The organism is Mycobacterium sp. NTMscope_MAC_269 (assembly GCF_976985695.1).
Genome location: NZ_OZ335668.1, coordinates 3,744,097 through 3,761,369 on the forward strand (window position 1 = coordinate 3,744,097; position 17,273 = coordinate 3,761,369).

Annotated in this window: 17 protein-coding genes; 5 read left to right on the forward strand and 12 right to left on the reverse strand. The window is 67.1% G+C overall.

Annotation, left to right across the window (positions count from 1 at the left end):
• Position 1: 1 nt before the first annotated feature.
• The 9 genes from ACZ50Z_RS17560 to ACZ50Z_RS17600 all read right to left on the reverse strand — a co-directional run bounded on the left by ACZ50Z_RS17560 (position 2) and on the right by ACZ50Z_RS17600 (position 8,929).
• Positions 2 to 1,156: a virulence factor Mce family protein gene (locus ACZ50Z_RS17560; RefSeq protein ID WP_464484679.1), complete on the reverse strand. Its 1,155-nt coding sequence runs from the start codon at positions 1,154 to 1,156 to the stop codon at positions 2 to 4.
• Positions 1,153 to 2,592, reverse strand: coding sequence for a virulence factor Mce family protein (locus ACZ50Z_RS17565; RefSeq protein ID WP_464484680.1), 1,440 nt, complete (start codon positions 2,590 to 2,592; stop codon positions 1,153 to 1,155). Before ACZ50Z_RS17565 ends, ACZ50Z_RS17560 begins: the two co-directional genes overlap by 4 nt.
• The gene (locus tag ACZ50Z_RS17570; RefSeq protein WP_464484681.1) at positions 2,589 to 3,653 is read right to left on the reverse strand and encodes a virulence factor Mce family protein; all 1,065 of its coding nucleotides are present in this window, start codon (positions 3,651 to 3,653) and stop codon (positions 2,589 to 2,591) included. Before ACZ50Z_RS17570 ends, ACZ50Z_RS17565 begins: the two co-directional genes overlap by 4 nt.
• Positions 3,643 to 4,695: an MCE family protein gene (locus ACZ50Z_RS17575; protein WP_464484682.1), complete on the reverse strand. Its 1,053-nt coding sequence runs from the start codon at positions 4,693 to 4,695 to the stop codon at positions 3,643 to 3,645. The genes ACZ50Z_RS17570 and ACZ50Z_RS17575 overlap by 11 nt, the downstream gene beginning before the upstream one ends.
• A complete protein-coding gene (locus ACZ50Z_RS17580) occupies positions 4,695 to 5,897 on the reverse strand; it encodes an MCE family protein (protein WP_464484683.1) in 1,203 nt (400 codons plus the stop codon). The genes ACZ50Z_RS17575 and ACZ50Z_RS17580 overlap by 1 nt, the downstream gene beginning before the upstream one ends.
• Before the next feature lie 19 nt (positions 5,898 to 5,916).
• Positions 5,917 to 6,759 (reverse strand): MlaE family ABC transporter permease, encoded by an 843-nt coding sequence (locus ACZ50Z_RS17585; RefSeq protein WP_464484684.1) that lies wholly within the window; start codon positions 6,757 to 6,759, stop codon positions 5,917 to 5,919.
• 19 nt (positions 6,760 to 6,778) lie between these two features.
• The gene (locus tag ACZ50Z_RS17590) at positions 6,779 to 7,543 is read right to left on the reverse strand and encodes an MlaE family ABC transporter permease (protein WP_067832884.1); all 765 of its coding nucleotides are present in this window, start codon (positions 7,541 to 7,543) and stop codon (positions 6,779 to 6,781) included.
• Between the two features lie 235 nt (positions 7,544 to 7,778).
• On the reverse strand, positions 7,779 to 8,693 hold the full coding sequence (locus tag ACZ50Z_RS17595) for a 3-oxoacyl-ACP reductase (RefSeq protein WP_464484685.1): 915 nt from the start codon (positions 8,691 to 8,693) through the stop codon (positions 7,779 to 7,781).
• Positions 8,694 to 8,737: 44 nt separating this feature from the next.
• Complete coding sequence (locus ACZ50Z_RS17600) at positions 8,738 to 8,929, reverse strand: ferredoxin (protein WP_464484686.1); 192 nt, start codon at positions 8,927 to 8,929, stop codon at positions 8,738 to 8,740.
• Positions 8,930 to 9,141: 212 nt separating this feature from the next.
• On the opposite strand from ACZ50Z_RS17600, the gene ACZ50Z_RS17605 reads away from it, so the two are divergent.
• The 5 genes from ACZ50Z_RS17605 (at position 9,142) to ACZ50Z_RS17625 (ending at position 14,104) form a co-directional block, all read left to right on the forward strand.
• Positions 9,142 to 10,323: an acyl-CoA dehydrogenase gene (locus tag ACZ50Z_RS17605; protein ID WP_464484687.1), complete on the forward strand. Its 1,182-nt coding sequence runs from the start codon at positions 9,142 to 9,144 to the stop codon at positions 10,321 to 10,323.
• A 39-nt stretch (positions 10,324 to 10,362) separates the two neighbouring features.
• Positions 10,363 to 11,460: an acyl-CoA dehydrogenase family protein gene (locus tag ACZ50Z_RS17610; RefSeq protein WP_464484688.1), complete on the forward strand. Its 1,098-nt coding sequence runs from the start codon at positions 10,363 to 10,365 to the stop codon at positions 11,458 to 11,460.
• A gap of 5 nt (positions 11,461 to 11,465) precedes the next feature.
• Positions 11,466 to 12,977, forward strand: a complete 1,512-nt coding sequence (gene fadD17 / locus ACZ50Z_RS17615) for a long-chain-fatty-acid--CoA ligase FadD17 (RefSeq protein WP_464484689.1) — start codon at positions 11,466 to 11,468, stop codon at positions 12,975 to 12,977.
• 56 nt (positions 12,978 to 13,033) lie between these two features.
• Complete coding sequence (locus ACZ50Z_RS17620; RefSeq protein WP_464484690.1) at positions 13,034 to 13,252, forward strand: hypothetical protein; 219 nt, start codon at positions 13,034 to 13,036, stop codon at positions 13,250 to 13,252.
• A gap of 138 nt (positions 13,253 to 13,390) precedes the next feature.
• Positions 13,391 to 14,104 (forward strand): serine hydrolase, encoded by a 714-nt coding sequence (locus ACZ50Z_RS17625; protein ID WP_464484691.1) that lies wholly within the window; start codon positions 13,391 to 13,393, stop codon positions 14,102 to 14,104.
• On the opposite strand, the gene ACZ50Z_RS17630 is transcribed toward ACZ50Z_RS17625, so the two are convergent.
• From ACZ50Z_RS17630 to ACZ50Z_RS17640, 3 genes are read right to left on the reverse strand one after another with little or no spacing between them, the layout of a single operon-like run.
• Complete coding sequence (locus ACZ50Z_RS17630) at positions 14,090 to 15,640, reverse strand: acetolactate synthase large subunit (protein ID WP_464484692.1); 1,551 nt, start codon at positions 15,638 to 15,640, stop codon at positions 14,090 to 14,092. The two genes, ACZ50Z_RS17625 and ACZ50Z_RS17630, sit on opposite strands and share 15 nt — an antisense overlap.
• Positions 15,637 to 16,461 (reverse strand): amidohydrolase family protein, encoded by an 825-nt coding sequence (locus ACZ50Z_RS17635; protein WP_464484693.1) that lies wholly within the window; start codon positions 16,459 to 16,461, stop codon positions 15,637 to 15,639. Before ACZ50Z_RS17635 ends, ACZ50Z_RS17630 begins: the two co-directional genes overlap by 4 nt.
• Positions 16,462 to 16,500: 39 nt before the next feature.
• Positions 16,501 to 17,268 (reverse strand): fructosamine kinase family protein, encoded by a 768-nt coding sequence (locus tag ACZ50Z_RS17640; protein ID WP_464484694.1) that lies wholly within the window; start codon positions 17,266 to 17,268, stop codon positions 16,501 to 16,503.
• Positions 17,269 to 17,273: the final 5 nt, after the last annotated feature.

Here is a 17,273-nt window from a genome sequence, read left to right on the forward strand (position 1 = left end):
CCTACTGTCCCGAAGCCGTGCCGGGCGGAATCTTGAACGGATCCGCGGCCTGTCCGGACAGGTTGGCCAATTCGCCGGTCAAAAAGTCCGGCGGATTGAGGATCTCGTCCATGTGGGCCATGTTCGGGTCGAAATACGCCGTGGTGAAGAACGTTTCACCGAGCCGGCGCAGGGTGAGGTCGAAGGTGGTGAACACGTTGAGGTAGTCGCCCCGCACCGCCTGCTTGATCCCGAAGTTGGGGAACGGAAACGTCAGCAACAGCTGGAGTGAGGTGACGAAATTCTTTCGGTTGTCGTTGAGGGTCTTCACCACCGAGTACAGGTCCTTCATGTCGGCGGCGAAGTCCACTTTGGTCTTGGCCAGCACGTGCGAGGTGACATTGGCCAGCTTGTGCAGCGCGCCGAAGGCCTCCACGATGTGGTCGCGGTTCTTGTTGAGCACGCGGATCGCCTCGGGCAAGGTGTCCAGTGCCCGGCCCAGGTTGTCCTTGTCGCGCGCCAGTGCGCCCGAGAACCGGTTCAACCCGTCGACGGCATCGATGATGTCGTTGACCTGACGGTTGAGCCCCGAGGTCAATTCCGCCAACCTGGGGACCAGGTCGACGAACTGGTCCTGCCGGCCCGCGACGGCGCGGTAGGTCTCGTCGGTGATCTCTTCCAGCGCACCGACATTGCCCTTGTTCACCACAACGCCGAGCGCCGAGAGCACCTCTTCGGTGGTCGGATAGCGGCCGGTGTTGGCCTCGGCGATTTTCGACCCGTCGGTCAGCCTGCCGACGGCCGGCTTGTTCTTCGGCCGGGCCAAGTCGATGTGCATCGAGCCGAGCAGCGACGTCTGGGCCACCGTCGCGGTCGAGTTGGCGGGCAGCACGACGTTCTTGTTCAGCGCCAATTTCACTGCCGCATAAAATGATCCGTCGGCCCGCTGTTCGGCCGCGATACCGGAAACACTGCCGACAGTGACGTCGTCCACCATGACCGGCGAGTTCTGCGGCAGCGTCGCCACATCGGGCAGCTCGACGGTCACCGAGTAGGCGCCGCCGCCGTGACCGGCGGTGCCCGGCATCGCCAGTGAGTTCAGGCCGTTGAATTGGCAGCCGGCCAGCAGCACGCTGCCCGCCGCTAATCCGCTGGCGCGCAACCACATTCGGTTCATCCGCCACCACCCAGCCCGGCCGCCGGCCCGTTCGGCGCCGGTTGGCCCGGCGCAGGCCCCGGCAGCGGGCCGAACGCGCTGCCGGGAGCGGGGCCGGGGGCGGGAGCGGCGCCGGACGGCGCGGGGCCGGGCGCCGGACCGGCCTGCGGGGCCGGCGGGACGAGCAGCGCCTGCAGATCCGCCGGGTTCTGGGTGGCCGGCGTCGGGGCGCCCTTGGCGGGCACCCATGTCAGCTCCGGAACCGGCGTCGCCGCCTTGGCTTGGGTTTCCGGGGTGTCGTAGATGATCTGGCCCTTGTACGCCGTGATCGTGTTGAGCGGGTGGAACATCAGCGGCGGATAGTTCACGGTGAGCCGGCGCAGCACCGGGCCCAGCCGCTCACGACAGAGCTCGGCGCGCTTGAAGTAGTCCGGCGCCCGCGGCCCGGCCGCGGTCTCGAAGGATCCCCCGCAGATGAACTGCACGGGGTTGGCGAATTCCGGTATCGACAGCAGGCCGTTGAGCGTGCCCTGCGCGGGGTCGTAGATGTTGTAGAAGTTGGCGATACCCGGGCCGGCCACGTGCAGCACCTGCTCGATGTCATCGCTCTCGTCGCTCAACGTCTTCGCGAGATCGTTGAGGTTGGTCACCGTGTCGACGATGGTCGAGTTGTTTTCGTGGAGGAACCCACGGATGTCCGACAGCGCCGTGTTGAGGGTTCCCAGGGTGCTGTCGAGATGGCGCGAGCTGTCGGCGAGCACCTGCGACACCGAGGCGACGTGGCCGGCGAACTGGACGAGCTGTTCGTTGCTGGACGACAGCGCGTTGACCACCACCTGCAGATTTTTAACCGTGCCGAAGATATCGCCGCGCGAATCCCCAAGCCGCCCAGCGGCTTGCGAGAGCTCGCGCAAGGCGCTGTGGAACGACTGGCCCTTGCCGTCGAAGGTGTCGGCGGCCTGGTTGATCGCCGCGCCCAACGGACCCTGCATCGATCCGGCTGTCGGGCCGAGCTGGACGGCCAACTGGGTCAGCGACTCCTTGACCTCGTCCCATTCCACCGGGACCGCCGTGCGGTCCGGGCCGATGTTGGCGCCGTCGGCCATCTCCGGGCCCCCGGTGTACGCCGGCGTCAACTGGATGAACCTGGCCGCCACCAGGTTTGGCGACATGATGATGGCCTTGGCGTCCTTGGGGATCTTCACGTCCTTGGACACCGACATGGTGATCTTGACGTCGGACGGCCGCGGCTGGATCGTGTCGATGGTGCCGACCGGGACACCCAGGATCCGCACCTGGTCGCCGGGATACAAACCGACCGCCGAGGCGAAGTGGCCGACGATCTTACGGTTATTGGCTTGCGACGTCAGGACATACACGCCGCCCACCAACATCGCGACCAGCGCGATGATGGTGGCGTAGCGCAGCCCCCGGCTGCCGGTGATCCGCCGCATCATGGTGACTTCGGCCTGATGATCCAGCGTTCCTGAATCAACCCGCGCAGGTAGTCGGCCAGGCTGGCCGGCATCTTGCCGGGCTGATAGAAGAAGTCGAACATCGTCGCGAGCAGCGGCGCCGGGATGACGCCGTAGACGTTCACGTTGAAGCCGGGGCCCGACCCGACGACCTCGCCCAACTCGGTGGCGTAGGTGGGCAGCCGCTTGAGGGCCTCGGTGATGTAGTCGCGGCGCTCGTTGAGGTTGGACAGCACATCGTTGAGCTTGTTCAGCGCGGGCCCGAATTCCCTGCGGTTGTCGGCGACGAAGCCCGAAATCTGCGCCGAGAGAGCCTGGATGCCCGAGATGAGCTGACCCAGGGCGCGGTGGCGTTCGTCGAGCGCGGCGAACAGCTCGTTACCGTCGTCGACCAGTTTGTTGACCTGTGCGGCGCGCTGGGACAAGACGCCGGTGACCGACTTCGCATGCGCCAGTAAGCTTTGCAGCGCCTCGTCGCGCCGGTCGAGGGTGCGGGACAGGGACGTCACACCGTCCAGCGCGCCGCGCAGCTCGGGGGTGGCGTCGTGCAGCGTGTCGGTCAGGACGTTCAGCGCCTTCTCGAACTGCGGCTTGTTCAGGTTGCTGGCATTGGAACCCAGGTCTTCGAGCGCGCCGGCCAGCGTGTACGGCGTCGTGGTGCGACTGAGCGGGATGGTGGTGGCCTTGCCGCCGCCGGCCGGGGACACCGAGATGGAGCGCTCACCGAGGATGGTGTCGGTGCGGATCGCGGCCAGCGACTGGTCGCCGACCGCGACGTGGCGGTCGACGCTGAAGCTGATCTTAGCGCTGTCGCCGGCCAAACCCACCGATGTCACCTTGCCGACTTTGAAGCCCGAGACGTAAACGGCATTGCCGGGATTGATGCCGCCGGCGTCGCTGAAGTAGGCGTCGTAGATCTTTCCCTGCGGCCAGAACGGCAATCCGGCGTAGCCGAACGCGATGAGGACGACGCAGACCACCAGCACCACGCCGAAGATGCCGGTGCGCAGTGGGTCGCGATCGCGTGCTGCGTTACTTGGCAAAGGCGCACCTCCCCTTGCTGGGATCCACCTGGCCACCCAGGGGCAGCAAGATGTCACCACCGGCCGGGCCGTTGATCTTGATCGTCACGGAGCAGAAGTAGATGTTGAAGAACGACCCGTAGGCACCGAGGGCGGCCAGCCGAAGATAGTCCTCGCCCAGCTGTTCGACGTCGTTGTTCACCTCGGCCTTGCGGTTGTCCAGTTCGGTGGCCAGCGGGCGGGTGTTCTCCAAGACGCCTTGCAGCGGCCGGCGCGAAGTCTTCAGCAGCTGCGTCAAATCCGTCGTCGTCGACGCCAGTGGCGGGATGGCACCGGCGATGTCGTCCTTGTGTTCGGCGAGCCCGGTGATCAGTTGTTGCAGCTGGTCGACACTGGTCGAGAATTGCGCGCTGCGTTGGTCCACGGTCGTGAGCACCGTGTTGAGGTTGTTGATCACGTCGCCGATGAGCTGGTCGCGCTGGCCCAGCGCCGAGGAGAACGCGCTCGTGTCGGCCAGCACGTTCGACAACGCCCCGCCCTGGCCCTGCAGCAGTTGGATGACCGCGCCGCTGATGGTGTTGACCTTATCGGCGTCAAGACCTTTGAGCACCGGCCGCAGCCCGCCCAGCAACGCGTCGAGATCCAGTGCGGGCTGGGTGTGTTGACTGTTGATCGTCGCGCCGGCGGGTAGCTTACGCAGCTCCCCCGGGCCCGATGTGATCTCCAAATATCGGTCGCCGACCAGGTTTTCGTAGCGGATCACCGCGCGCGTCGACGAATACAGCGTGTAGCGCTTGTCGACCCCGAACTTCACGTCGATGGTGTTGTCCCGATTGAGCTTGATGTCCGACACCGCACCAACCGGCACCCCGGCGATGCGCACCTTCTGACCGGCCTTCAACCGTGAGACGTCGGTAAACGTTGCGTGGTAGGTGCTTTCGGGACCGAACCGGAAGTCACCGAAGACGACCACCAGCCCTGCCGACACCAACAGCATGGCCACCGCGAAGATGCTGACCTTGGTCATCATCGAGCGGTGCGAGGGCATCGCGGTGCTGGGCATCAGAAATCGTCCCGTTCCGCGAAGGCGCCGTGGAACAAGAACTGCAGCGTCGAGGGCGCGTCGAACTGCAGCTCGGTGAACGGCTCGTACGGGATGTTGGCGTTGTCGGTGACCAGGAACGGCGCCCGGTAGAACGACCCGCCGGTCTGCTTGGTCGGGATGTCGGGCAGCCCACGGCAGTTCGGCCCGCCGGAGGCGTTCACGATCGGCAACGATTCGGGGTACGTGTACGACGGCGCGCCCAGCACGAAGCTCGACGACGTGAACAGGCCCGCCTTGCGAACGCCGAGCAGCGGGGCGAATTCCTTGATACCGCGCTCGATTCCGGCGAACAGACAGCCGAATTCCGGTGAGTAGTCGGCGGCCACTTTGAGCGGGGCCCGCAGCCGGTTGATGGCGTCGATGAAATCCTGTTCGGCCGGCGCCAACGTGTCATACGCGTTGTTCGACAGGCCGATGGTGGCCAACAGCGTGCTGTCGAGGTTCTTCTGCTGGTCCACGACGGTCTTGTTGATCGTCGGCAGGTTATCGAACACGGTGTTCAGATTCGGGGCGGAGTCGGCGTAAATGTTCGCCACCACCGCGGTCTTGCGAAGGTCTTCCTGCAGAGCGGGCAGCTTCGGATTCGCTTGGCGTGTCAGCGTATTCAGTCCCGACAGGATGCCGCCGAGGTCGTCGCCGTGGCCACGCAGGCCTTCGGCGAACGCGCTCAGCGTCCCGTTGAGCTCGACGGGGTCGACCTTGTGCAGCAGATCCATCAGCGACTGGAACAAGGTGTTGACTTCCAGCTGCACCGCCGAGGCCGCGACGTGCGCATCCGGACGCAGGGATGCCGGCGAAGGCGACTGAGGCGGAATGAATTCCACCGCTTTGGCACCGAAGATGGTGTTACCCGCGATGTGCACCGGAGCGTTGGACGGGATGAAATGCAGGTCGTCGCTGTTGATGCCCAGCGTCAGCCGCGCCTGGTCACCGGAATAGTCGATGCGTTCGACCTTGCCGATCTGGATGCCCCGGTATTTGACCTTGGCGCCCTTCTCCATCACCAGCCCCGCCCGGGGCGCCGACACGGTGACGGTGTCGATCGACGCGAAGGCGGCCGTGTAGGAAAGGTAAGTCAGCACAGCGAAAGCCACCATCAGGCCGGCCAGCACTGCTGCTGCCAGCCGGACGGTCGTTCGTCGCGCGCCTGTGTCTGCCATGTCCTTTTAAGCGGTCCTCTTAGCCGGAGAGGTTGAAGTTACCCGACGCCCCATACACAGCGAGCGAGATGAACAAAGTGATGACGACCACGACGATCAACGAGGTCCGCACGGCCTGGCCGACCGCGATCCCGACACCGACCGGACCACCGCTGGCGTTGTAGCCGTAATAGGTATGCACGAGCATGACCGCGATGGACATCACGATCGCCTGCAGGAACGACCACAACAGATCCGACGGGATCAGGAACGTATTGAAGTAGTGGTCGTAGAGCCCTTTTGACTGCCCGTTGATGTACACCGTGGTGAAGCGGGCGGCGAGGAAGGCGGCCAGCACGGACAGCGAGTACAGCGGGATGATCGCGATCAGACCGGCGATCAGGCGAGTCGACACCAGGTAAGACACGGAGTGCACGGCCATGCACTCGACGGCGTCGATCTCCTCCGACACCCGCATGGCGCCCAACTGAGCGGTGGCGCCGGCGCCGATGGTGGCCGCCAGCGCGATACCGGCGATGACCGGGGCAACCACCCGGACGTTGAGGAACGCCGACAGGAAGCCCGTCAGCGCCTCGATGCCGATATTGCCCAGCGACGAATACCCCTGCACCGCAATGACACCGCCGGAGGCCAGGGTCAGGAAGGCCGCGACGCCGACCGTGCCGCCGATCATGACGAGGGCTCCCGCGCCCATCGTCATCTCGGCGATCAGCCGGACCGTCTCCTTGCGGTACCGGGTGAGCGCGTTGGGGACGTAGCGCACGGTCTGCCCGTAGAACAACGCCTGCTCGCCGAAGTCGTCGACCGGCTCTTGCAGCCGCGAGAAGAGGCGACGAAACCGCAGTGTGGCGTCGTAACTCATCGCGTGCTCACCCGTCTCATCACTTCGCCGAGATTCGCACGCCGATGGCGGTCATCACCACGTTGATCACAAACAGACAGATGAAGGCGTAGACGACGGTTTCGTTGACCGCGTTGCCGACGCCCTTGGGGCCGCCTTTGACGGTCAGGCCGCGGTAACAACCCACCATCCCGGCCATCACGCCGAACAGCAGCGCTTTGACCTCCGCGAGCACCAGCTCGCGCAGACCGGTCAGCACGGTCAAGCCGTTGATGAACGCGCCCGGGTTGACCCCCTGCAGGAAAACGGAGAACACATACCCACCGGAAAGGCCGATGGCACACACCAAACCGTTGAGCAGCAGCGCCACCACCGTGGACGCCAGCACGCGGGGGACCACCAGCCGCTGGATGGGGTCGATACCGAGCACCCGCATCGCGTCGATTTCCTCGCGGATGGTGCGGGCGCCGAGGTCGGCGCAGATCGCGGTGGCGCCGGCCCCGGCCACGACGAGCACGGTCACCACCGGACCCAGCTGGGTGATGGTGCCGAACGCCGTTCCGGCGCCGGACAGGTCGGCGGCGCCGATCTCGCGCAGCAGGATGTTGAGCGTGAAGGCCACCAGCACCGTGAAGGGGATCGACACCAGCAGCGTCGGAACCAGCGACACGCGGGCGATCATCCACGTCTGATCGAGAAACTCACCAAACTGGAACGGCCGGCGAAAAGCTGCCCGGCCGGTGTCCATCATCATTTCGAAGAATCCGCCGACGGCGCGGGCGGGAACCGCAAGTTGCTCAATCAACTCTGTGTCCCCCCTCGGCTGGTCTCGGCGAAGTCTATGGCTGGCCTTTGCGTTGTCTACGGTCGCACGGGGCTCGGTGTGAGCCGGATCATATTAACTCAGAACAAGTTCACCATGTCAATGAACAGCGTTTCTTATCCCAACCGTTAATTCGCCAGGTCAGAAGCACTTGTCACGTGTCAAACTGACACACGTTCTACCTGCCGATTCCCCCCGGTCGACGAGCCTTAAATGGCTATTGCTCCATCAGTGCGCTCGCCGAAAAATTGTGCTCAGGATCACGTCCAGCAAAGTATTCGTGCAGCGTCGCACTCAGCTGTGCAGGGTCCCAAGCGGCGCCGTTGGCGCTGAATTTGCGCTCGACGGTCGGGGCAGCGACCAGTGTCACCTGTGGACCGTAGACGATGAACACCTGGCCGTTGACTTCCGCCGCCGCCGGCGACGACAGGAACGTGACCAGATTGACGACGTGCTCTGGCGACAGCGGGTCGACGCCGCCGGCTTCCACAGCCGGCGCGTCGCCGAAGACGTCGGCCGTCATCGCGGTGCGCGCGCGGGGGCAGATGGCGTTGGCGCACACGCCGTAGCGGCCCAGCGCCCGCGCGGCGGTCAGGGTGAGCGAAATGATGCCCGCCTTGGCGGCACCGTAATTTGCCTGCCCGACCGGACCGACCAGGCCGGCCTCCGACGCGGTGTTGACGATCCGGCCGAAGACCTTGCCGCCCGCGCCCTTGGCCTTCGAGCGCCAGTACGTGGCGGCGTTGCGGGTCAGCAGGAAATGGCCGCGCAGGTGCACGGCGATGACCAGGTCCCACTCCTCGTCGGACATGTTGAACAGCATCCGGTCGCGCGTGATGCCGGCGTTGTTGACCACGATGTCCAGGCCACCCAGCCCGTCGGCCTGGGCGACCAGTTCGTCGGCGGTGGAGCGTTCGCTGATGTCCCCGGCCACAGCAACGGCCTTGGAACCGGAGGAGTTGATTTCATCGATGACGTCGGACGCATCCAACGCGGCGGCGATGTCATTGACGACGACGGTCGCCCCGAGGCGGGCCAAGCCGAGCGCCTCAGCGCGGCCCAGGCCCGCGGCCGCACCGGTGACCACCGCGACCTTTCCGGAGAGATCGGTCGCGTTCGTGCTGCTAGTCAATTTATGAATACCTCTAGTTTCGGGTTGCGCGCTCTAGGCTCGGGTTAGTCGCCGCGTGACAGCGCGGCGCGCGGGCATTCGGCGATCGCCTGCTCGGCCAGCTGCTCCTGATCGCCGGGAATCGGGTCGAGCTTCACCACGGCGTAGTCCTCGTCGTCCAGGTCGAAGATGTCCGGCGCAATTCCCAAGCACACCGCGTTACCTTCGCATCGGTCACGGTCCACGATCACCCGCACAGCACCCTCCTTGAACCTGGCCTTCACCGCAGGACTCGCCTCATCGGCATGTAGGTCCACCATAGGACCCCGACACCGCTGGCGAAACGGTCGCTGGATTCCCAGACTAGAACGTGTTACAACCGGGAAGACGAATGGGTAGCCGTTGGTCGAGCTGCAGCCTGTGACGAGGCTTGCAATTCCGAACGTCGTTGACTTGAAGGACGGCTGAAATGCGCATCAGTTACACCCCGGAGCAGGAGGAGCTGCGTCGCGAGCTGCGGTCGTACTTCACCGACCTGATGACCCCGGAGCGTCGCGAGGCGCTGACCTCCTCAGGGGGCGGCGAGGTCGGCACCGGCACCGCGTATCGCGACACCGTCGCGCAGATGGGCAAAGACGGGTGGCTCACCCTGAACTGGCCGACGGAGTACGGCGGCCAGGACCGCTCCCCGATGGACTCGCTGATCTTCACCGACGAGGCCGCCATCGCGGGCGTGCCGGTGCCGTTCCTGACGATCAACAGCGTGGCGCCGACGATCATGGCGTTCGGCACCGAGGAACAGAAGAAGTTCTTCCTGCCCAAGATCGCCGCGGGCGAGCTGCACTTCTCGATCGGCTACTCCGAGCCCGGCGCGGGAACCGACCTGGCCAACCTGCGCACCACCGCGGTGCGCGACGGCGAGGACTACGTCGTCAACGGCCAGAAGATGTGGACCAGCCTGATCGCGTACGCCGACTGGGTGTGGCTGGCGGTACGCACCAACCCCGACGCCAAGAAACACCGCGGCATTTCGATGCTGACCGTGCCGACCACCGCGGAGGGCTTCTCGTGGACCCCGGTGCACACCATGGCCGGGGTGGACACCAGCGCCACCTACTACTCCGATGTGCGCGTCCCGGTGACCAACCTGATCGGCGAGGAGAACGGTGGCTGGAAGCTGGTGACGAACCAGCTCAACCACGAGCGCGTCGCCCTGGTGTCGCCCCAACCGATCTTCCTGGCGCTGCGCGAGGTCCGCGAATGGGCGCAGAACACCAAGGACGCCGGGGGCGCCCGGCTCATCGACTCGGAGTGGGTGCAGCTCAACCTGGCCCGGGTGCACGCCAAGGCCGAGGTCCTCAAGCTGATCAACTGGGAATTGGCGTCGGCGGCCAGCGAAGACCTGTCGCCGGCCGACGCGTCGGCGGCCAAGGTGTACGGCACCGAACTGGCCACCGAGGCCTATCGGCTGCTGATGGAGGTCCTGGGTACCGCGGCCACGGTGCGCCAGAATTCGCCGGGCGCGAAGCTGTCCGGCCGGGTCGAGCGGATGCACCGGGCCTGCCTGATCCTCACCTTCGGCGGCGGCACCAACGAAGTGCAGCGCGACATCATCGGCATGGTCGCCCTCGGTCTGCCCCGGAACCGCTAAGCACCGCTGAGCCGCTTACTTAACAAAGGACGGACGTTCATGGATTTCACGACAACCGAAGCGGCGAACGACCTCGGCAACCTGGTCGACACGATCGTGGACTCGGTGTGCACCCCCGAACACCAACGTGAGCTCGACGGGCTCGACCAGAGGTTCGACCGCGACCTGTGGCAGAAGCTGATCGATGCCGGCATCCTGTCGAGCGCGTCGGCGTCATCGCTGGGTGGCGACGGCTTCGGCGCGCTCGAGCAGATCGCGATCCTGGTCGCGCTGGGGCACCAGCTGGCCGCGGTGCCCTACCTGGACTCAGTGGTGCTGGGCGCCGGGGCGCTGGCCCGCTTCGGCTCCGAAGAGCTGCAACAGAGCTGGGGCGTGCCGGCGGTCAACGGCGAGAAGACCCTGAGCATCGCCCTCGACGGCGAGATGGGCGAGGGCCCGGTGCAGGCGGTCGGCGTCGGCGCCGGCTACCGCCTGACCGGCACCCGCACCCAGGTCGGCTTCGGCCCGGTGGCCGACGCTTTCCTGGTCCCCGCCGAAGCGGATTCCGGCACAGCGGTTTTCCTGGTTACCGCCGACGATCCCGGTGTCACGGTGACCGCACTGGACACCACCGGCCTGGGCAGCATCGGGCACCTCGCGCTCGACGGCACCGAGGTGGACGATGCCCGCAAGGTCGGCGGCGCCGAGGTGGCGACGTGGCTCGGCACGCTGGGCACGTTGGGCCGCAGCGCTTTTCAACTCGGGGTGCTCGAGCGCGGCCTGCGGATGACCGCCGAATACGCGCGCGAGCGTGAGCAGTTCGACCGCCCGATCGGCAGCTTCCAGGCGGTCTCGCAGCGGCTGGCCGACGGCTACATCGACGTCAAGGGATTGCGGCTCACGCTCACCCAGGCGGCCTGGCGAGTCTCCGAAGACATTCCGGCCGAGATCGACGTCGCCAGCGCGGCGTTCTGGGCCGCCGACGCCGGTCACCGAGTGGCGCACACCATCGTGCACGTGCACGGCGGCGTCGGCGTCGACACCGATCACCCGGCGCACCGCTACTTCCTGGCCGCCAAGGAGATCGAGTTCGCCCTGGGCGGCGCCACCGGGCAGCTGCGCCGCATCGGGCGCGAGCTGGCGGAGACGCCCGCCTAGGCGAAATGGATCTCACCGATGACCTGACGGTCACCAAGCTGCTGGCGCCGCTGACCGAGATCGACGATCGGGGTATCTACTTCGAGGACTCGTTCACCAGCTGGCGCGACCACCTGCAGCAGGGTGCCGCGATCGCCGCGGCGCTGCGCGAGCGCCTCGACCCCACCCGCCCGCCCCATGTCGGCGTGCTGCTGGAGAACACTCCCTTCTTCTCGGCGATGCTGGTGGCGGCCGCAATGTCCGGGATCGTGCCGGTAGGGCTCAACCCGGTGCGTCGCGGCGAGGCGCTGCAGCGCGACATCGCCCGGGCCGACTGCCAATTGGTGCTCGCCGACGCCACATCGTCTGAGACGCTGGGCGATATCGAACACCTGAACGCCGACTCGCCCGAGTGGGCCGATGAGATCGCCGCGCATCGCGACGCGCCGATCTCCTTTCGAGACGCCTCCCCTGCGGATCTGTTCATGTTGATTTTCACGTCCGGCACCAGTGGCGAGCCCAAGGCGGTCAAGTGCAGCCACGGCAAAGTCGCGATCGCGGGCGTGACGATGTCAGCGCGCTTCGACCTCGGCCGCGACGACGTCTGCTACGTCTCGATGCCGCTGTTTCATTCCAATGCGGTGCTGGTCGGCTGGGCGGTCGCGGCGGCCTGTACGGGCTCAATGGCCTTGCGGCGCAAGTTCTCCGCCTCGAACTTCATCGTCGACGTCCGTCGCTACGGCGCCACATACGCGAACTACGTCGGCAAGCCGTTGTCCTATGTGCTCGCCACACCCGAGCGGCCCGACGACGCGGAGAATCCGCTGCGCGCGGTGTACGGCAACGAGGGCGTGCCCGATGACATCGAGCGCTTCGGCCGCCGGTTCGGGTGTGTCGTGCAGGACGGGTTCGGTTCCACCGAAGGCGGCGTGGCCATCGCACGCACCCCCGACACGCCGCCAGGTTCCTTGGGCCCGCTTCCGCAGGGCATCGACATCGTCGATCCCGACTCCGGCGCGTCATGCCCGCCGGATGTGGTCGGCGAACTGGTGAACGCCGCGGGGCCTGGCCGTTTCGAGGGCTACTACAACGACGCCGCGGCCGAGGCCGAGCGGATGGCCGGCGGGGTCTATCACAGCGGCGATCTCGCTTACCGTGATGATGCCGGCTACGTGTATTTCGCTGGGCGACTGGGTGATTGGATGCGGGTCGACGGCGAAAACCTCGGTGCCGCGCCGATCGAGCGGGTGTTGCTGCGCCACCCCGACCTCAGCGAGGTGGCGGTGTACCCGGTGCCCGACGCGATAGTCGGCGACCAAGTGATGGCCGCGGTGGTGCTGGCGCCGGGCGCCGAGTTCGACGACGGGAAGTTCCGCGCGTTTTTGGCCGAACAGCCGGACTTGGGACCCAAGCAATGGCCGTCGTACGTGCGGGTCAGCACCGAGCTTCCGCGGACGGTGACGTTCAAAGTGTTGAAGCGACAGTTGGCCGCTCAGGGCGTCGAGTGCGGCGACCCGGTCTGGAAGATCCACCGCTAGCCCCGGGACCGGCGTTGCCGCCGGATGCGCGGTCCACGCAGTAAACTCAGCGCTTGATGAAAATCCGCGAAATGCTTGCCGACGCGATCCTGGTTGGGTCGCTGGGTAGCGCCGCACTCGGGCTGAGCACCGGTTTCGCCGCGGCCGACCCTCCCCCTCCCCCTCCGATGCCTCCACCGCCGCCGCTGGTGTGGTCACCGCCGGCGCCGGATTCCGAACCCTGGGAAGCTCCTCCCCCGCCGGAGGAAGGGGCGCCGCTGCCGCCGTCGAGCTGATGGTTTCGCCCGACGCACGATGTCACTGGGCGCCGGCGCCGCACTGAAGATGCCGCAACGACAAGGAGACACGATGGTTGATGCGCCGGTCCCCCATCTCGGCCTCGCGGTCACGCACGCCGATATCGGAACCAGCGCATGACGGCGCGTCCTCTCGAGCTCGCGCTGGAAGCCAGCTTCGAACAGCTTTCCGCCGCGGTGCCGGCGAACGTCGGCGTCGCGATCGCCCGGCCGGACAGAACGTTTTCGCTGGGGAGCTGGTGGTCTGGCGTGGCATGGTCGACGATCAAAGTGCCCCTGGCGGTAGCGGCGCTGCGCAACGATTGGCTGGGTGCCCGCGATTTTGCCGTGCAGGCCATCACCGAATCCGACAATCGCGCGTCCGAGCAGTTGTGGTCGCAGTTGGGTGAACCGGCCGACGCGGCACGGCGGGTTCAGGCGGTGGTGGCCGAAGGCGGTGACACCGCGACGGTGGTCGAGTCACGCCGACTTCGCCGTGGTTTCACCGCTTTCGGCCAAACCCAGTGGGGCCTGCAGCGCCAGGCGCGGTTCGCCGCGGAGCTGCCGACCATCCCCGGCGCGGCCGAGGTGATCGACCTGATGCAGCGACTAACCACCGGTGACCGGTGGGGCCTGGCCGCCAAAGGTCTTGCCGCCAAGGGTGGTTGGGGTCCGGGGGTACACGGCGAGTACCTGGTTCGGCAGTTCGGGATTGTCTCCACCCCATCCGGGCCGTGGGGCGTGGCGCTGGCGGCGGACGCGCACGACGGCGCGTTCGACACGGGTGTCGATGTGGTCAATACGCTGACCGACTGGCTGCTGAGCCGGGTGCCGACCCTAGCCCGTTATTGACGGCACGACCGCGTCGATCAAATGCGGCCCGGCTTCTGAGAATGCGGTGCGCAGCGCATCGGCGAACTCCTCGGCGGTGGTGACGCGACGGGCCGGGACCCCCATGCCTTCACTGATTTTCACGAAATCCATTGTTGGGTCTGACAAATCGAGCAAAGAGAGCGCTTCGGGTCCGGGGGCCGACCCGGCGCCGACGCGTTGCAGCTCTATGCGCAGGATGTCGTAGGCGCTGTTGTTGTACAGCACGGTCGTGACGTTGAGGTTCTCCCGCGCTTGGGTCCACAACCCGGAAATGGTGTACATGGCCGAGCCGTCGGATTCCAGGCACAGCACCGGGCGATCCGGTGCGGCGATCGCCGCACCGACCGCCGCGGGAATGCCGTAGCCGATCGCCCCGCCGGTCAGGGTCAGCCAGTCATGTGCGGGCGCCCCGGCGGTCGCCTGGGCGAGCAGCACTCCGGAGGTGTTCGACTCGTCGACCACGATCGTCCGTTCCGGCATCACCGCCCCGATCACGTCCGCCGCCGAGGCGGAGGTCAGTGCGCCCGTCGGCAGCGGGGGACGCGACGCGGCCGCCACCGGCGCCTCGGTCGAGGGCGCCACCTGGTCAGCCAAATCGATCAAAGCCTGTGCCGCGCCGCTGTGTTCGGCAAGCACGTGCACCTCGCAGCCGGCCGGTACCAGGTCGCTGGGCATGCCGGGGTAGGCGAAGAACGAGACCGGCGATTTGGCGCCCGCCAGCACCAGATGCTTGGCCCCGTCCAGCTGGGCCGTGGCGGCCTCGGCGAAATAGGCGAGCCGGTCGACCGCGGGGACGCCGGCGCCGCGCTCCAGCCGCGTGGGGAAGGTTTCGCACAACACGCGCGCACCCGTCGCCGCGGCAATGCGGGTGGCCGCCGCCAGCCCGCCGCGGCGGGTGGCGTCGCCGCCCACCATGATCACCGTGGGCTCGCCGGAGCCAAGCACCTCGAGCACCTCGGGCGCCAGCAGTGGGTCAGCGCTGGCCGGCTGCGCATCGAGGTTGGAGAACACCTGGGCGCCGTCGGACCAGGACACATCGGCGGGCAGGATCAGCGTCGAGATCTGCGACCCCCAACGGCTGGCCGCGATGCCCTCGACGGCGTCGGCCGAGACCTGGGCGGCGTCACCCGTTCGGCGCACCCATCCCGAAACGGTGCCGGCGAGGGCGTCGATGTCGGATTCCAGTGGGGCGTCGTACTTTTTGTGATACGTCGCGTGATCACCGACTACCACCACCATCGGCACCCGGGCGCGGCGCGCGTTGTGCAGATTGGCCAGGCCGTTGCCCAATCCGGGCCCCAGATGCAGCAGCACCGCCGCCGGACGATCGGCGATGCGGGCATAACCGTCTGCCGCGCCGGTCGCGACCCCCTCGAACAGGGCCAGCACGCCGCGCATCCGGGGGACGCTGTCCAGGGCCGCGACGAAGTGCATCTCCGAGGTGCCCGGGTTCGCGAAACACACGTCGACGCCGCCGTCGACCAGGGTGTTGATCAGGGCCTGGGCGCCATTCACGTGATTGCCTCCAGTCGGAACACTCGTTCGGCATTGCCGCGCAAGAAGTCTCGGCGAGCCTCGTCGGACAGCCCGAGGTCGTCCAGCCCCGCCAACGCGTGCTCGTGGCCGATCATCGGGTAATTGGTGCCGAACAACACTTTCCGTTGTCCGGTAGGAGTTTTCATGAATCTGATGAGTTCTTCCGGCAGTCGCGCGATTGTGTACGCGGACGTGTCGATGTAGACGTTTGCGTGCTTGCGGGCCACCGCGACCATCTCTTCGGTCCACGGGTAGCCGACGTGGCCGCAGATGATCACCAGTTCCGGGAAATCGAGCGCCACCTGGTCGATGTAGGGGATCGGCCGGCCGGTCTCCGAGGGACACAGCGGGCCGGTGTGGCCGACCTGCGTGCAGAACGGCACGCCGGACTCCACGCATTGGGCGAACAGCGGATAATAGCGACGATCGGTGGGCGGGGCGTTCCACAGCCATGGCACGACCCGCAGGCCGACGAATCCTTCGCCGATCCGCCGTCTCAACTCCCGGACCGCTTCCATCGGGCGGTCGAGATCGACGGTGGCGAGGCCGGCGAACCGGGTCGGGTGTGCGGCAATCCATTGCGCCACCTCGTCGTTGGAGACGAGGTCTTGGCCGTTCGGGCCACGCCAAGCGCTGAGTACGCCCAAGTGCACGCCGGCGGCATCCATCGACTCCAGGGTCGCCTCGATGGGGATTTCGGTGTCGGGGATCGACCCGCCCGTCCAGCGCCGCAGGGACGCCAGCATGTCGCTGCGCAGGAACCGCTGCGTCGGGTGTTGCATCCAGACGTCGATCGTCATCGGGATCGACAGTAGCCCGGGGCCGGCTGACCTCCGACCTCAGGCGGCCAGCGCGGCGCGGGCGGCGGCGTTGGTCTGCCGCGCGTACCCGCCGCCGAACAGCACGACATGGGCCAGCAATGGGAAGAGCTGGTGCAGCCCGACGCGGTCGCGCCAGCCGGGTCGCAGCGGCCGCACCCGCTGGTAGCCGTCGATGACGGCGTCGTAGTGCGGGCAGCCGAACAGCGCGAGCATCGCCAGGTCGGTCTCGCGGTGACCCCCGTGCGCGGCGGGGTCGATCAGCACCACCCCGCCGGGCGTCCACATCGCGTTGCCGCTCCATAAGTCGCCGTGCAGCCGGGCCGGCGGGTCGTCGTCGTCGAAATCGCCCGCACGGCACCGTGCCGCGACGGCGTCGACGGCCTCGCGAGTCGCCGTGTCGAGCCGCGGTGCCGCGAGTTCGGCCATCGGCGCCAGGCGTTCCCGAGCGTAGAACTCGCCCCAGCGCCGGTGCGATCGCAGCGACATCGGCAGGGGCTGCGACAGCGGTCCGAAGAAGCCGGGCCCGTCCCAACCATCGGGCCCGGCGCCGAAACCGGGGGCGCCGGCGTCGTGCGTGATGGCCAGTCGGCCACCGAACACGCGCGCCGACTCGGGGGTGGGGCTCGCCGAATCGAGGCGCCGCAGCGTCAGGCTCGTCGGGGACACGGAAACGACCTGCGCGCACGGGACGCCGCCGTCGACGCCGGAAAGCCATTGCAGGCCGGCGGCTTCCGCGGCGAAGAAACGGGCGGGCGCGTCCGGGTTGTGCTTGACGAAGTCGGTCACGCCGC

Coding starts and splice junctions, on each gene's coding strand:
- ACZ50Z_RS17560 (WP_464484679.1), bottom strand. CDS start 1,156: ATGAACCGAATGTGGTTGCGCGCCAGCGGATTAGCGGCGGGCAGCGTG.
- ACZ50Z_RS17565 (WP_464484680.1), bottom strand. CDS start 2,592: ATGATGCGGCGGATCACCGGCAGCCGGGGGCTGCGCTACGCCACCATC.
- ACZ50Z_RS17575 (WP_464484682.1), bottom strand. CDS start 4,695: ATGCCCAGCACCGCGATGCCCTCGCACCGCTCGATGATGACCAAGGTC.
- ACZ50Z_RS17580 (WP_464484683.1), bottom strand. CDS start 5,897: ATGGCAGACACAGGCGCGCGACGAACGACCGTCCGGCTGGCAGCAGCA.
- ACZ50Z_RS17585 (WP_464484684.1), bottom strand. CDS start 6,759: ATGAGTTACGACGCCACACTGCGGTTTCGTCGCCTCTTCTCGCGGCTG.
- ACZ50Z_RS17605 (WP_464484687.1), top strand. CDS start 9,142: ATGCGCATCAGTTACACCCCGGAGCAGGAGGAGCTGCGTCGCGAGCTG.
- ACZ50Z_RS17610 (WP_464484688.1), top strand. CDS start 10,363: ATGGATTTCACGACAACCGAAGCGGCGAACGACCTCGGCAACCTGGTC.
- fadD17 (WP_464484689.1), top strand. CDS start 11,466: ATGGATCTCACCGATGACCTGACGGTCACCAAGCTGCTGGCGCCGCTG.
- ACZ50Z_RS17620 (WP_464484690.1), top strand. CDS start 13,034: ATGAAAATCCGCGAAATGCTTGCCGACGCGATCCTGGTTGGGTCGCTG.
- ACZ50Z_RS17625 (WP_464484691.1), top strand. CDS start 13,391: ATGACGGCGCGTCCTCTCGAGCTCGCGCTGGAAGCCAGCTTCGAACAG.
- ACZ50Z_RS17635 (WP_464484693.1), bottom strand. CDS start 16,461: ATGACGATCGACGTCTGGATGCAACACCCGACGCAGCGGTTCCTGCGC.